This window comes from Erythrobacter crassostreae, assembly GCF_019204045.1.
GTDB classification, from domain to species: Bacteria; Pseudomonadota; Alphaproteobacteria; order Sphingomonadales; family Sphingomonadaceae; genus Erythrobacter; species Erythrobacter crassostreae.
The window spans coordinates 1-15,342 of the sequence record NZ_JAGSPC010000004.1 but is presented as its reverse complement, the minus strand read 5'-3'; the positions used below and the strand labels follow the sequence as shown (position 1 = coordinate 15,342).

Here is a 15,342-nt window from a genome sequence, read left to right as displayed (position 1 = left end):
CTAACTGAAATCGAGGCCCATGGCCCAGCCGCCCAGCCAATAGACAAAGCCTGTCACCAGCGCGATCCCGATCAGATTTAGCACAAACCCACCGCGCGCCATTTGCGGAATTGTGACGACGCCCGTGCTGAAAGCAATGGCATTGGGCGGCGTGCCAACGGGCAACATAAATGCGCAGGTCGCGGCAAACGCGGCAGGCACGAGCAGGCCCATCGGGTCCATCCCAACGCCTAGAGCAACCCCGCCCAGAACAGGGATAAATGTTGCAGCCGTGGCGGTGTTGCTGGTCACTTCTGTGAGAAACAGGACAATCGCCACGACGCATCCAATGATCAGAGCCGTTGGCAGTGTGGCCAACCCTGAGACCTGCTGGCCAAACCAATCGTCGAGCCCGGTTCCTGCAACGGCTCCTGCGAGGCTCAAGCCCCCTCCAAACAGCAGCAGCACCCCCCATGGCAGGCCGCGCTCGGCGTCTTGCCAATCGAGCACCATCCGTTTGCTGCCTTCGCCCGGCAGCATAAACAAAGCGAGGCCTGCCGCGATAGCAATCGCTGCATCGCTTAAGCCGCCGAGCCATGGGGCAGAGGCAGTGACTGAAGGAAGTTCGGAAAGCAGGCCCGGAACGATCCAAAGGAAGGCTGCGCCGCCGAAAACCAATGCCACCATTTTTTCGCCCTGGGACATTTCGCCCAACTTTGCGATCTCGCCAGCGATCAAGTTCTCGCCGCCCGGAATTTCATCCAACTCAAAGCGGTAAAGAATGCGGGTCATCATCACCCAGCCAATACCAATGAATGTGAATGCCAAAGGCACGCCCAGCATCATCCAATCGACAAAGCCGATATCAATGCCCAGCTCGTCGCTCGCATACCCTGCTATGATTGCGTTTGGCGGACTGCCTAGCAGCGTCCCAAGCCCGCCCATACTGGCCGACCATGCAATCGCCAGCACGAGGCAAATGCCGAAATTGGTAACTTCAGGATCAAGCGCTTCATTCGCGGCAGGTACGCCGTCCGCCATGCTGCGCCCCGACACCAATGCCAACACTGAAAAGCCGATGGGCAGCATCATTAAAGTCGTCGCTGTGTTTGACACCCACATCGACAGAAAGCCCGTGGCGAGCATCATACCAAGCACTATTCGCCGGGGAGAAATTCCGACTTTGCTGAGCGTCCACAGCGCAATTCGCCGGTGGAGCCCCCATTTCTCCATCGCAATCGCGATCAGGAAACCGCCCAAAAACAGGAACACGATCGGACTGGCATAGGATGCAGTGGTTTCGCCTACGCTCCGCTCGGTCAATGCGGGGATCAAGATAATCGGAAGCAGTGATGTTGCCGCGAGCGGCACAGCTTCGGTCATCCACCACACAGCCATCAGGGATGCAATTGCGGCGACAATCCGCGCATCACCCGAAAGATCAGCAGGCGCGAGCAGCGCGTAGACGAGCATGGCAGCAACGATCCCGCCAAGACGAAACGCCCATATCGCCCAAGCTGGGCGCAGATTTGTATCGTCGTCTATTGATCCGCTCCAGAAGTCTTGGCTTGATTAATGACACGTTCGACCTGCTCAATTGCGGGTGGATCGATGCGAGCTGGATCAAGCAACTTCGCAAGCGCCTCCAGATCAAAATGCGCGGTCACCGCTGGCTCAGATAACAAGGCGGTGATGAAATCAGTCTCTTCTTCCAACGCCTTCGTGATCACCGATTTGGTCAAGGCCTCCGCATCTGCACGCGGCATATGGTTCGACAAGGCGAAAGCGATGCGCTGCGACATTGCAAAGCCGCGCGTGCGATCAATGTTCGCGCGCATTTTTGCAGTATCGACTTCAAGCCCTGCGATCAGCGCATTGAGCCTGCGAACAGCGTCCACCGACGTGATCGAAATTTCCTCGACAATCGGTGTGAGCCGCGAGGTGTTGTCCCGCTCGAACATGTTCACGACATCGTCGCCCAGAACTTCTGCAAGGCGTGGGATCGTCCGGCCAGCATGGATAAGCCGCTCCGGCGCGCGCGGGTTGCGTTTGTGGGGCATAGAGCTGGAACCAACCACTCCGGAAGGCTGAGCTTCGCGGACTTCGGCAATGTCGGTGCCCTGCAGCAGAAACAATTCCTGTCCGATGCGTTGATGCGATCGCGCAATCAGGCCGAGAGTCAGCCCATACTCGGCGATCACATCGCGCGTTCCGCTCCAGTCAGACAGATATGCGCCGTCCAAACCCAGTTCGGAGGCGAAGCTCTGCTCGACCTCAATCGCTTTGTTGCCGAGGCCAGAGTAATTGCCCACTGGCCCTTTCAACGTGGCAGATTGTCGCACCCGGCTGCGCAATTGTGCCAAGCGTTCGCGGTGGCGCGAATATTCGCCAATCCAAGCGCTCACTTTCTTGCCGAAAGTAATCGGCTGCGCGTGCTGGCCCAGTGTCCGTCCGATCATGGGAGTTTCTTCATGCGCCTCGGCTAGGGTGGACATGACATCGATGCTCTGAGCCAGACAGCGGTCCAGATGCTCTATAGCTTGATCGATCTGGATCACGGTTGCCGTGCCATAGATGTCGACCGTCGTCGCGCCGTAGTGAACATATTGATCGCCGCTATCGTTCAGGCTCTCCCGCCAAACGGTCAGCAGAGCAACCATGCGGTGGCGAACCATGCTGTAGGTTGCATCAAACTTCACCTGCGGAATTAGTTCGACCAGCGCTTTATCAGTGATCTCTTGCGCAGCCTCTGCTGGGATCACGCCATGCTGTGCCTGAGCGCGGGCCATGGCGGCTTCTACATCGAGAATGATCTGGGTTTGCGCTTCGTATTCAAACAGCGCGCGCACCGGACCGACCCGGCACTCCGAGGCGCTGACAGGAGATGCCAACAAACCAAGAGCAGCTGCTGGGATCATGCATACGGATTTTGCAGTACTGCTTTTCAAGATGCGCCCCTCCTGCGTCCTATAGACCGTATTTATGGCCGTCTCGTCAATCGCTCATGGCTCGCATGCCATACCCGCTTCACAGTCAATGCTCGCTGGCTGACAATGTCGGTAGGAGGGGTGCACTTTGGGGCGAAGCGCGATCATTATCGGCGGGGGCGTTATCGGCGTCACATCCGCTTACGCGCTGGCGCGGCGCGGGTGGCAGGTGACGATTGTCGACCGGTCAAGCAGCCCAGCGATGGAGACCTCCCGCGCGAATGGCGCTCAGCTCAGCTATTGCTACACCGATGCGCTTGGAAGCCCAGCCGCACTGGCTTCACTGCCGCGATTTGTGTTTGGCGGCGGCGGTGTGTCTTTCCGAATGCCCACGAGCACCGATTATGCGTGTTGGCTTGCCCAATTTGCGCTGAATTGTTCGGCAGCAAAATTTCAGGAAAACACACTAGCCGTTCTCGATCTGGCGCAGCAGTCGCGGCGGGCGATGGACGCGTTGTGTGAAAAGCACGATTTGCAATTTGCTCACCGGGTCGCAGGGAAAATCCATCTGCTCTATTCTGAAAGAGATCGTGCACATGCAATGCAAATGCAGGCCCTCAAATCAACGAGTGGTTGCGAACAGCATATTCTGGATCGTAGCGATCTGGCGCAGCTTGATCCAGCATTGGCAAGCAATCGCGCGCTTGACAGCCAAGTGGTCGGCGCGATCTCCACACCTTCTGAAATGGTTGGCGATCCATTTCTGTTTTGCCGCGAACTGTTGAGCATTCTCACCCGCGATTACGGTGTCAAAACGCAGTTCAATTGCGTCGCCTCCGCTTTGGAAGACAGACCGGACGGGGCAAGAGTGACGTTTGGCGATGGCAACGTGCTGACAGCCGATCTTCTGGTTGTTGCGGCGGCCACGGATAGCAATCGTTTGCTTGGCCCACTGCGCCAAGCCATCACTATACAGCCGATGAAAGGGTACTCATTCGAGATGCCTCTTTCACAAGGCTCGCCCAGCATTTCTGTGACTGACGGCAAACGCCGCCTCGTCTTCACGCATTTGGGGGACAGGATGCGCGTCGCGGGCATTGCAGAACTGGGTAACGGGTCAAACCATATCGATCCGGCGAAAATACAATGGCTGATCGACGCGGCGCGCGATTGCATGCCGGATGCTGGCAACTACACGATGGCTGGCAAATTCTGGGCAGGATTGCGGCCGGTGACGCCCAACTCTCAGCCCGTCATCCGTCGGGCGAGCAGGGCGATTGCCATCAACACAGGACACGGCGCGCTGGGCTGGACTCTGGCCATGGGTTCCGCGGAGCGGCTTGCGGAATTGGTCGAGCGTTAGACCTCAAATATCGTCGGCGGATTCGTACTCTTCTACGTCAATTTCACCCGCCATGCGGCCAACAGCAACCGCCACAGTCGCATCGCCCGTTACGTTCGTCATCGTGCGCATCATATCCATTATGTGATTGATCCCTGCGACAAAGGCGATGGTTTCCAACGGCACCCCGATCGCACTTAGAACTAGGCTCATCATGATTAGGCCGGATCCCGGAATCCCTGCCGCTCCAACAGATCCCAGCGTCGCGGTGAGCGCGATCAGCAAGTACGACGTCATCGTTAACTCGATCCCGAAGAGCTGCGCTCCAAACACCGCGACCAGCCCAAGATACATGGCCGTGCCGTTCATATTGATAGTTGCACCCAGCGCGATGACAAAGCTCGAAACCGACCGCGAAACCCCGAGGTTCCGCTGGACACAGCGTAGCGTCACGGGAAGCGCTGCGTTGGAGGACGCAGTTGAAAACGCCACCGCCTGCGCGTCGAAAATACCGCGGTAGAAATCCATTACCGGCAGCTTTGCGATTGTGCGTAGGATCAGCGGGTAGACAACCAAGATGATGATGAAACAGCCCGCGTAGTTCAGCGCCACCATAGTGGCGAGCGGCAGCAGCGCCTCAAATCCAAACGTGCCTGTGACCCACGCCATCAATGCGAACACACCAAACGGGGTCAGCTCCATCACGATCATGGTCATCTGCTGCATAACAGCCGCGCCCGCATCCACGGCTCTAACGATGGGTGCGGTTTCTTCCCCAGCCATTAACAGGGATACGCCGAACAACACGGCGAATACGATCAGCGGCAGGATTTGCCCCTCAGCCATCGTCATGATGGGATTTTCAGGGATTAAGTCCAGCAACCGCTGGGTCCAGCTAAGATCGGGCGGAGTGATGATATCCGCGCCCTCAGCCAGTGACACGTCCAGTCCAACGCCCGGTTCAAAAATAGTGCCCATGGTTAGGCCAAGGGTGATCGATGTGAGGGCGGTGAAGAGGAACAAGCCCAGCGCCTTGCCACCGACATTCCCAAGCTTCTTCAGATCGCCCAGTGCCGCAATGCCCGACACCAGCGAGAAGAAAATCAGCGGGACGATCAACATCCGAATCGCACGGATAAACAGGTCACCGATCCACCGGATACTTTCGGCGCCCTCGCCCAGATAAAGCCCTGCGAGCACGCCAAGGAGCAGCGCACCCAGAACGCGCTGCCACAATTTGATGCCGAACCATGCTTTTAGCATTGCGTATCCTTAAGCAGCGGCTCGCCAGGGAGCGCGCCGGTGTATGACCCGCCGGTAATGACAGGAACGCCGTTGACGTAAAGGTGCGCCACCCCGCTCGAAAGCTTACGCGGGGCCGAATAGTCGGCGTTCGGCGCGAATGCCGAAGGATCAAAGATCACTACATCTGCGTGATAGTCGACCTTAAGATAACCGCGCCGATCAATGCCGATAATGTCCGCAGTTTTACCGCTGGACCGCCGGATAAACCGGGCCAGGCTCATCTGCGCCTCTCCCTGAACAAGGTCGCGGTAGGCCTTGGGAAAGCTGCCATACTTGCGCGGATGACCATTTGACCCATCTGAACCGGTGACGACCCATTCTTGACTGGCAAAGGCAGCGATGTCTTCGGCGCTCATATTGAAGGATGCCAATCGAGCATCGCCCTTGCGCAAAACCTCAATGGCGGCGTCTGCCGGCGAGAGTTCGCGCAATTCGGCCAGCTGCGCGAGCGTTTTCCCAACCGGTGCATCAGAACCTGATAGCTGACCTGTAATCAGCAACCGGTCGGCCCCGCCGCGTCGCTCGATTGCTGTCGCGATACCGGTGCGGATAACGGCAAGCTGCGCCGGATCACCGAGCCGCACACGCAGAGCCGGAAGCCCTCCTTCGAGCGCCTTCCTCGGGACGAGCGCGCTTGATATGCGGGTTCCCGATGCTTCCCATGGATATTGATCGGCGGTGACGCGCTGTCCGGCAGCCTGCGCCTCTTCGATCATCGCGATCATGCGCGCACTATGTCCCCAAACGGCTGGGCCAAGCGCTTTGATATGCGCGATATGAACGGGCAGATTGGCTCGGCGTCCAATTTCAAGCGTCTCAGCAACCGCGCCTGTGACTGTAACATTGTAGGTGCTCTCATCACGCATATGAGTGTCAAAATACCCACCTGCTTCGCCCGCGATTTTGGCAAGCGCGACGACTTCATCCGTCTGGGAATAGCTTTGCGGGACATAATACAGCCCGGCTGAAAATCCCCATGCGCCTTCGCACATGGCGGTGCGGGTGATACTCTTCATTTTCGCCAGTTCAGCTTGGGAAGGCGCGCGGTTCTCCTTAGCAAGAACGGCTTCTCGCACCGATCCAAAACCCACCAGGTAGGCGGCGTTCGTACCGATCCCATCGGCTCTTGCCGCCTGCGCAAGCGCCGCAATTTCTGGCTTACCGCCGCCATCATTGCCGATAACAACAGTGGTCACTCCCTGAAAAGCGAATGGCAGATTGGCCCGCCGTTTGGCTGTGTCCGAGGCGAGGTCTGATCCGGCATGGGTGTGCGGATCGATAAAGCCGGGCGCAACGATCAGGCCGTTCGCGTTGACTGTGTTCTTGGCTGAGTACCGCGAGGACGCATCCGGCCCGATATAAAGGATCATGCCATCGCGAATGGCGATATCCGCATTGCGCCCGGCGACACCTGACCCGTCAAACACTTGTCCGCCTGCAATGATTGTATCTGCGGCCTCAGGCTCTGACGTAGTCTGACACCCAGCCAGACTCGCTAGAATGAAGAGCGATACCGGAGCGTCAATCCGCTTCGTCATTTTTCTGTTGGAACGGAATTCGCCGGCTCGGGCGTTTGCAACAGCGTCTCCATCATCGCGATAGCAGATTCGCGGCCAATACGCTTGATCAGCTTGCGATCAGTATCGTCTCCGATCTCGAAAGTTATTCCGGGCGCGCCGTAAACGTCAAAGGCGTGTGCCTTAGAGATCGGGCGACCTTCTGTGTGCCGTGCGTCGCGGTTCACCTCGTAATCCGGCATGCGCTCCTGATAGAGCTCCAGCCATTTCTTCGTGAACAACTCGGGATCAGTCGGAAGTTCATCAGGGATGGTATAGAATACGTCACGATTGGTTGAATGAAAGTCGATCAGGACGCGCATATCGCGAACCGGATCATCCTCGATCCATTTTAGCATATTGCCCAGCAACCGCGTTTCAGGCTGCGTGAACGGACCCCAATCGCGGTTTAAATCAACCCCGCCGGTGTTGTGACGCCAATGGCCATGGACAACGCCGTCCGGGTTCAAGAGGGGCACAGCGAGGGTCTCAAATCGCGAACGGTACGCTTTGGCCAGATCGCTTTCTCCCATTATTGTCTCTACAAATGGAAGCATCGCAAGCGCGCCTGTAACCTCTGGCGGGTGCTGGCGGCCGACCAACACAACCGTTTCGCGCGGGGTCGTTTCGGGGTCAGCGATCCGAAGCAGCTCAATCTTGCGGCCCTGAGCAGAGCGGCCGAGCAAACTGACTGTCGCAGACGACATCTGCTCAAGTTTATCCAGCCACGCATCATAGATCGAAGGCGGGAAAATTTCCTGCGCAGCAACAAACAGCGGCGTCTCATCCACTTTCAGCGTTAATCGCGCCGAACGCTCCCCGCGTTCGCCTTCGACCTTCACATATTTTGGCTTCATGAATTCCCAGTTCACGCCGTCTGTGCTGGTCTTTGGCCAGTAGCGGTGGCCGCATTTGGTGTAGTCGAGATCAACGGTGATGCGCGCCTTGCGTGCCGCATTGACGCGGAAAGCATACCAGGCGCTGCAATTGATATCGCCTTCGTCTTCAGGGGCGATTGTCAGCTTGAAACTCTTGTTTCCGTTAACCTCGCAAGATTGATAGGCACCCGTCGGGAAATTCTGATCAATGCGCGCCGTTTCCGTTTGGCAGCCAGAGGGTGCGTCTGTGGACGCTCTTTCGCTGTTGTTGGCCAAAGCGGAGGATGGCATCACTCCGAGACTTAGAAACAGCCCGATAATCATCGCTGGCATGCGCATCGCGTCCTGCTCCCTTGAGACTTAAAAAGGTGGAGGGCCGCAGCGCATAGCTGCGGCCCAATGCCGGATTAGAAGTTCTTGCGAATATCGAATGAGAATTGACGTCCGCGTCCGCTGTGCAGGCTGCCGTAGAAGCCAAAGCTTTCATCAGCGAGCGGTGGGTCTTCATCCAGAATGTTGTTCACACCAAACCGAAGCCGTGTTCCGTCAAGCCCGGTATTCGTATCATCGATCGAATAGCTGATGCCGAAATTGAGCGTGAACCAATCGCCTACTTCGAAAAGTTCTGCGGTGTCATCTTGCTGAGCGCCGGGATCAAACACGCGGTCGACATATCGCCCGAAGAAGTTGATCCGAACAGGTCCGCTTTCCCATGCGGCCGAGCCACTAAGCCGCCAGCGCGGCCGGCCATCGATTTCAAGCAGTTCGCCAAAGCCGAACGGCGTGAGCGCCGCAACGTCTCCGACAGACAGTTCCTGAATTTGCTGAAGCGCAGGTGTCAGTTCAGAGAACAGCAGTTCAGCATCCGGGCCGGCCTGTTGCTCGAAACCAAGCAAGCGCGCGGCATTGATCTGAAAATCGAAATCACCAAAACCAGTGCCGAATTCATACATCACACTGAAATCCAGACCTTCGGAGGTCCGCTGGTCAAGATTGCGGTACGGGTTCAGAATTTGCTGAATGTCGCCAGCCGGATTGATTCCAGTTCCGGAATACAAGTCCAATTGGCCCGCATCGGGTGCGTCGCGAACAACATTGGGGTTCGAACTGCCCTGCAAACGCAGAAGTAGGTCCAGCAGCAGTGCATTGCGGTTGCCAAAGATACCGATGATGCCTTCCTGCTCAACCTGCCAGTAATCGGCAGTCAGCGTCAGACCTGGGATAAAGCTTGGCGTCAGAACGGCTCCGAAATTGATACTCTCGGTGTTCTCCGGTTCCAGATCCCGCGCACCGGAGCGGAAATCGATTGTACCGCGCGTGCCGCAATCCGGAACGTCATCCTCGTCACCTTTGATAATCTCGGCAACGCATTCGACGGCTTGCACAACCGAGTTCGAGCGAGTGGTACCAGCGTCGTTGATCTGGATAAGGTTCGGCGCGCGGAAGCCTTGTGACCAAGCACCGCGCAACAGCAGATCGCCGAATGGGCGCCACGCCACCGCTGCACGAGGAACGAACGCGCTGGACGAATCTGAGAAATCCTCAAAGCGGGCAGCCAACTGCAATTCAAGCGTGTCGATCAGCGGGATGCCCATGTCTGGCGAAACAAGCGGCACCAGCGCCTCGGCAAAGGCCGAATACACTTCGCGGTTGCCACTGGTATCAGGCGACGGGCTGGAGCCCACGACATCGCTGCCGAATGTGTCACCATTCACCGCGTTGGTGAATGTGATTGTTCCATCAAGCCGATCGTCACGGTCATCATCGAAAGTCTCGCGGCGGAATTCCACGCCTGCTGCGATGCCGACACCGCCGCCTGGCAATACGAACAGATCAGGGCGCGAAACCTTGAAATCCGCCAGCGCCAATGTCGTCTCGCCCTTGCGGAACACGTCGATACTGATCGCATCGATCACGCTTTGTGGGTTCGGCGTGCAATCGGCGATATTGATGCCGAATTGATCAGTGAAACAGCCACCGTTGAACGGATTGTAAGCGCTCGCATCGGTGCGGTTGATTGCATCTTGAGCAAGCGTGCTCGAAATGCGGTTGCGGGTCAGGTCGGTTGTGTTCGCCTGAGCGTACAGGAAGCCGGTGTCATAATCCCACCCGCCAAACTCGCCGCGCATACCGGCGACCAGACGGAATTCGTCTTTAGTCACAGAGCCGAGACGCGGGCCCGCATCGACCCAGCGATAATCCTCAATCAGGAGCGCGCGTCCAGCATCGGTCACACCCGACCCGATGCCGTTATCAACACGGTTGGGGTTTGGCGATCCATCCGGCAGCAATGTCGCGCCCAAAGGATTGTAGAACGCCGTAGCTTCGATACCGAGCGGTACCGCGCTGAGCATCGTACTCTGTTCACGTTCACGGAAGTTTTCCGAGCGGTAATATGAACCCTCGAAGTAAAACTCGGCAGTATCGCTCAGTTCATAGTTGAACAAAGCCTGCGCATTGTAACGTTTCTTTTCTGAATAAAGGAACCGGTTTGCGCCCAGATCATGGCGCAATGCGCGGTCGATTGTACCGCCATTATCGGCGCAAATTCCATTGCCCAGATCGATTACCCGGCCATCGCTATCTGCAGCGCCGGCCGGACCGAAGAGGACACAAGGTTGAATGTGAAAGTCATCATCGCGAAGAGCGGTGGTGTTCGAAGACGTCGCGCTCGACCCCTGGATGTCAAATGCACCCCAAGGGCTGTTGATCGAGCGGTTGTCAAACTGCGTGTCGCCTTCGAAATCAGTGCCGACAAGGAACGGACGCAGATCGCTCGAAGCAGAATACGGCCGGTCTTCGGCACGCAGGCCGTTTTCATAGAAATAGCCGCCATACAAGGTCAGGTTGCCGCGATCATCAGCAAAATCGAAACCGACACCGCCATTGATCCTGTAGCTGAATAGGCCTGTGCCGTCTGAGGCGCGGTAATTGGCCTGCAAGAAGCCGCCATCGCGGTTGCCACGCAGGATCGTGTTGACGACACCCGCGACAGCATCAGCGCCATAGACAGCCGATGCACCGTCGCGCAGAACTTCAACGCGGCGAACGCTTCCCGGCGCAATTGTGTTGGTGTCCGGCGATACGACAGGGACAAACAGCTCTGTTTGAAAGCCCGGGTTCAACAGCATCCGACGGCCATTGACTAGAAGAAGTGTGTTACCCGTTCCAAGGCCGCGCAGGTTGATCGAGGCGATGTCGCCGCGCGCTCCGTTGACGCCGCCCGCTGTACTCTGTTCGTTGAATTCTACCGAGCCCGCCTGCGGGATTGCCCGGAAAATTTCGTCACCAGATGAAGGGTCGATAGAATCAATTAGGTCTTCACCAATGACCGTAACCGGCAATACGTCATCCACTTGCGCGCCGCGGATTTGCGTGCCTGTCACGACGATTTCTGGCTGGTCAGAGGCGCCTTGCGTGGTGACGTCGGCGGGCTGATCACCGGTTCCCGTATCGGTTGACTGAGCCTGCGCGCTGGCACTGGCAAGCGCCAGAACAGATGCGCCTACGAACGAGAATAAACGCGGTCCGGTTTTCATGAATGTCTTCCCCTGATTGTTTTGCACATTCCGCCTTCAAAAAACGAACTGCGCCCCCTTTTGTTGCTTGATTAGACGTCAATCCGGCTCATCACGCAACACCATTTCAAAATCATATCCCAATAGACCTATAGCCTAGCGTTATGGAAACCGGCACTCGACGAGCGGGTGATGCCTTGCTTCCGGCGCCTATCCGAACAAGCTGGTTAGCGTCGCGATTGCATCTTCGACCAACGCATTTCCGCTTTCCTCAGCCAGCGTCATCGCGACGAAGGGTAAAGTTGGTGATCTATCCAAGGCAAATGATTGCACGTCTTCGTTTGCAAAGCGTTTGGCCGTAAAGCCATCAACGATTGCAAAGCCCGCGCCCAATTTTACCAGCTCGGCTGCGACGTAGTATGTCTGCGCAGATATCGCTACGACAGGCTCAACACCGGCGTTTGCGAGATAAACCTCAATCCGGTCGGCGACCGGCCCGCTATCGCGCAGTCCGATCATTTCTTTGCGGTCTAATGTATCAGGAGATATCGCCTTGGCGTTGTCATCAAACATGCCGCGCTGAGCGAGCAATGCGATACCCACCGCATTGATCGTCTGGCAGCGAATTCTGTCATCGAACTCGTCATCAAAACCTATGCATAGATCAAACCGCTTTTCCAACAGCGCGGTAGTGATCTCTTCGCTGTGAAGTGTGCTTAGATCAAAGCTGGCATCTGGATTGGCCGCACGCAGTTTGGCGACCATTGGCGGGACAATTGCAAAGCCAAGCGACGGCAGAACACCGATCCGCAAATGCCCTCCTTTGCGCCCGCGAATATTGCTCGCTGTTCGGTTCAAGGCTGAGACGCGATCATATATCTCGCTGACTTCGCGAAACAGCTCGGTGCCGGCATCCGTTGGGTAAAGCCTGCCTTTTCGCCGGTCAAACAGTGGAAAACCAAGCTGGTCTTCTGCGTGACGTAAAACCTTGCTGACGGACGGCTGGGACACGAAAAGATTGCGTGCAGCCTCGCTGATCGAGCCCTCGCGGTAGACGTGGTAAAACACTTCAATGTGACGAATTCGCATCGCGCGAATGTACACATTAAATTGCAATCGAGAAACAGAGAGTGGCTACGGCAAAACCCGCAAATTTAGACCGGGGCCGCGGCATAGCAAAGGGTGATCTGAACGCATTGGCCGGGAACTGCAAACGATGCGCTAGACTAGAAACCTCTTCTCTACGCGTCTCGCCCTGTAGTCAGAGATTGGTGCTGGGGGTGGGTGGCGGTGCTGTCAGTCTAATCGCAGCTAGTCTCTGATCGGCGCATCTGCCCCTTACCCAAAGTTGATTCAGGCCATAAGGTTTTGCCACTCAGCCAAGGCGGCTGAGCGGGCGGTCTTATAAGTCTGTCTATCAATGAGGTGGCGTTGAGAGTTGAAGTGATTGTGGACGTTGGCGTGGACTGAAGCGAACTTCTGCAGCGACTTCATCTGTCGAAATCTGAGCATCGCTCGCTCTCGTCGCCGGAAGGGTAAGTGCGAGTTCTCCACCCTGTTGTTGGCCCAGCGTCCCACCTCCTGTTTGTCTCGGTTGCCGAGTTCTTTCATGGCGGCTTTGTAGGAAGTCAGACCGCTGGTCGTGATCTCCGCGGGCGAGCCATGCCGCTTCAGCGCTTTCCGCATGAACCGAAGTGCCGCCTTCTTGTCGCGCGTCTTGGTGACGTAGCTCTCGAGGATCTCGCCCTCCTGGTCGACCGCGCGCCACAGGTAATGCAGTTCGCCGTTGATCTTCACATAGACCTCGTCGAGGTGCCATTTCCACTGCCTAAAACCCCGCATCCGGCTGACCCGCTGGCGCTGCACATCGGCAGCGAACAGCGGACCGAACCGGTTCCACCACATGCGAACGGTCTCATGGCTAATGTCGATCCCGCGCTCTGAAAGTAGGTCTTCGACATTGCGCAGGCTCAGCGGAAAGCGAACGTACATCATCACAACCAAGCGGATGACCTCCGGCGATGAGTTGAAATAGCGGAATGGACTGGCAGGGGTGCTGTCAGTCTAATCGCAACTTGTCTCTGACCGGCGCGGCTATCCCTTACCCGGTGTCAGTTCAAGCCATAAGGTTTTGCCACTGAGCCAAGGCGACTAAGCGGGAGGTCTTGTAGGTTTCTCTGTCGACGAGGTGACGTTGGGAATTGAAGTGATTGTGGACGTTGGCGTGGACGGAAGCGAATTTCTGTAGCGATTTCATCTGTCGAAATCTAAGCATGGCCCATTCTCTTCGCCGGAACGGTAGATGGCTGTTCTCCGCTCGGTTGTTGGCCCAGCGTCCCACCTCCTGTTTGCTCATGTTGCCCAGCTCACGCATCGCCGCTTTGTATGAAGTGAGACCGTCTGTGGTGATCTCTTTGGGCGAGCCGTGGCGCTTCAGCGCCTTTCTCATGAACCGCAGCGCGGCCTTTTTGTCCCGTTTCTTGGTGACGTAACTCTCCAGGATCTCGCCCTCTTGGTCGACCGCACGCCAGAGGTAATGCAGCTCGCCGTTGATCTTCACGTAGACCTCGTCGAGATGCCATTTCCATAGCCGAAAACCGCGCATCCGGCTTACTCGTTGGCGCTGCACATCGGCTGCGAACAGTGGACCAAATCGGTTCCACCAGTGCCGCACAGTCTCGTGGCAAATGTCGATCCCGCGCTCTGACAGCAGGTCCTCGACGTTCCGCAAGCTGAGCGGAAACCGCACATACATCATCACGACCAAGCGGATGATCTCAGGCGACGAATTGAAATAGCGGAACGGACTGGCTGGTTTGCGAGGTCTGGGCATCGCACCGCCCTACCCTCACCACCTCAATCGTCAAACAGGTGCATTTGCTCTGACAGTGCCCTGCGAGGAGGTCAGCGGCTCATCATCGCAGACGATAAGCCAGACGTGACGCCGGACCCGACACTGATCGCAGCGCTCCGCCGCGCTCATTCTTTACTGGGCCGCGACCGCAAGGGCATGCCGGTGATCGAGGTTTCTCCGCCCATTGCCCATAACCGCAACATTCTCCGGCTTGCGTTTCTGGCTCCGGATATTCAGCGCGGCATTATGGAAGGCCGCCAGCCGCAATCCCTCAACCTGCAGCAGCTTATCAAAATGCACATCCCGCTAAGCTGGAAAGAGCAGCGCGAAGTGCTCAATTGGCCGCATTCCAAATAGCCTGTTCCAGCAAAGAGCAGGGCCTGTTCCTGCTATAAAAGCCCCTGTTACACCCCAATAAATACCCTGTTCCGGCGATTAACAGGGAAACCCCATTTTACAGAGACTAACCCTCTGTAATCTGGGTTTTTTATCCAGAGGCATGCGGGCGAATTGTCCCAAAAAAGCTCTGTTTTCGGCCTCAAATGAGCAATTTTCCCTGTTATTGCCTGTTAAACAGGGAAACTCATCTGATTGCGATTGGCCAAGAGACTGGCCGCGCAAATTTGGCCTGATCTGCGCAGAGACTGATGCTGAAGATCCAGCGAACGGCGGTTTGGCCTGTTCAAACCCGCGCACACCGCCGCTTTGCGCAGGCGCCCTGTAATCAGAGATTGGTGCTGGGGGTAGGTGGCGGTGCTGTCAGTCTAATCGCAACTTGTCTCCGACTGGCAAAGCTCTCCCTTACCGGATTTGAGTTCAGGCCATGAGGTTTTGCCACTCAGCCAGTGCGACTGAGCGGGAGGTCTTGTAGGTTTCTCTGTCGACTAGATGGCGTTGGGCGTTGAAGTGGTTGTGGACATTGGCATGGACTGAGGCGAATTTTTGTAAGCTCTTCATCTGCCTGAATCTGATCATCGCTCTCT

The 15,342-nt window shown here is 56.8% G+C and carries 10 protein-coding genes and 2 pseudogenes; 2 read left to right on the top strand and 10 right to left on the bottom strand.

The genetic code is table 11. From position 1 onward, the window contains the following. Both KCG46_RS12000 and KCG46_RS11995 read right to left on the bottom strand, forming a co-directional pair. Positions 1-1,452 (bottom strand): SLC13 family permease, encoded by a 1,452-nt coding sequence (locus KCG46_RS12000; RefSeq protein ID WP_218405680.1) that lies wholly within the window; start codon positions 1,450-1,452, stop codon positions 1-3. Positions 1,453-1,520: 68 nt separating this feature from the next. Further along, positions 1,521-2,897, bottom strand: coding sequence for a lyase family protein (locus KCG46_RS11995; RefSeq protein ID WP_218405679.1), 1,377 nt, complete (start codon positions 2,895-2,897; stop codon positions 1,521-1,523). A 157-nt stretch (positions 2,898-3,054) separates the two neighbouring features. Between KCG46_RS11995 and KCG46_RS11990 the strand changes: the two genes are divergently transcribed. Then, positions 3,055-4,269, top strand: coding sequence for an FAD-dependent oxidoreductase (locus KCG46_RS11990; RefSeq protein ID WP_218405678.1), 1,215 nt, complete (start codon positions 3,055-3,057; stop codon positions 4,267-4,269). 3 nt (positions 4,270-4,272) lie between these two features. Here KCG46_RS11990 and KCG46_RS11985 read toward each other — a convergent pair whose 3' ends face one another. The 7 genes and pseudogenes from KCG46_RS11985 to KCG46_RS11955 all read right to left on the bottom strand — a co-directional run bounded on the left by KCG46_RS11985 (position 4,273) and on the right by KCG46_RS11955 (position 14,338). After that, on the bottom strand, positions 4,273-5,511 hold the full coding sequence (locus tag KCG46_RS11985; protein ID WP_218405677.1) for a dicarboxylate/amino acid:cation symporter: 1,239 nt from the start codon (positions 5,509-5,511) through the stop codon (positions 4,273-4,275). Next, positions 5,505-7,091, bottom strand: coding sequence for an N-acyl-D-amino-acid deacylase family protein (locus tag KCG46_RS11980; protein ID WP_218405676.1), 1,587 nt, complete (start codon positions 7,089-7,091; stop codon positions 5,505-5,507). Before KCG46_RS11980 ends, KCG46_RS11985 begins: the two co-directional genes overlap by 7 nt. After that, a complete protein-coding gene (locus KCG46_RS11975) occupies positions 7,088-8,326 on the bottom strand; it encodes a M14 family metallopeptidase (RefSeq protein WP_218405675.1) in 1,239 nt (412 codons plus the stop codon). The genes KCG46_RS11980 and KCG46_RS11975 overlap by 4 nt, the downstream gene beginning before the upstream one ends. A gap of 68 nt (positions 8,327-8,394) precedes the next feature. Next, positions 8,395-11,526, bottom strand: coding sequence for a TonB-dependent receptor domain-containing protein (locus KCG46_RS11970; RefSeq protein WP_218405674.1), 3,132 nt, complete (start codon positions 11,524-11,526; stop codon positions 8,395-8,397). A gap of 189 nt (positions 11,527-11,715) precedes the next feature. Beyond that, a complete protein-coding gene (locus tag KCG46_RS11965; protein WP_218405673.1) occupies positions 11,716-12,594 on the bottom strand; it encodes a LysR family transcriptional regulator in 879 nt (292 codons plus the stop codon). Between the two features lie 264 nt (positions 12,595-12,858). Further along, positions 12,859-13,551 (bottom strand): annotated as a pseudogene (locus KCG46_RS11960) (IS6 family transposase); the annotation flags it as partial. Positions 13,552-13,621: 70 nt separating this feature from the next. Beyond that, entirely contained in the window at positions 13,622-14,338 is a 717-nt protein-coding gene (locus KCG46_RS11955; RefSeq protein WP_218405672.1) for an IS6 family transposase, read from the bottom strand. 105 nt (positions 14,339-14,443) lie between these two features. Between KCG46_RS11955 and KCG46_RS11950 the strand changes: the two genes are divergently transcribed. Continuing rightward, positions 14,444-14,716, top strand: coding sequence for a hypothetical protein (locus KCG46_RS11950; RefSeq protein WP_218405671.1), 273 nt, complete (start codon positions 14,444-14,446; stop codon positions 14,714-14,716). A gap of 459 nt (positions 14,717-15,175) precedes the next feature. On the opposite strand, the pseudogene KCG46_RS12765 reads toward KCG46_RS11950, so the two are convergent. Beyond that, positions 15,176-15,342, bottom strand: a pseudogene (locus KCG46_RS12765) (IS6 family transposase); the annotation flags it as partial.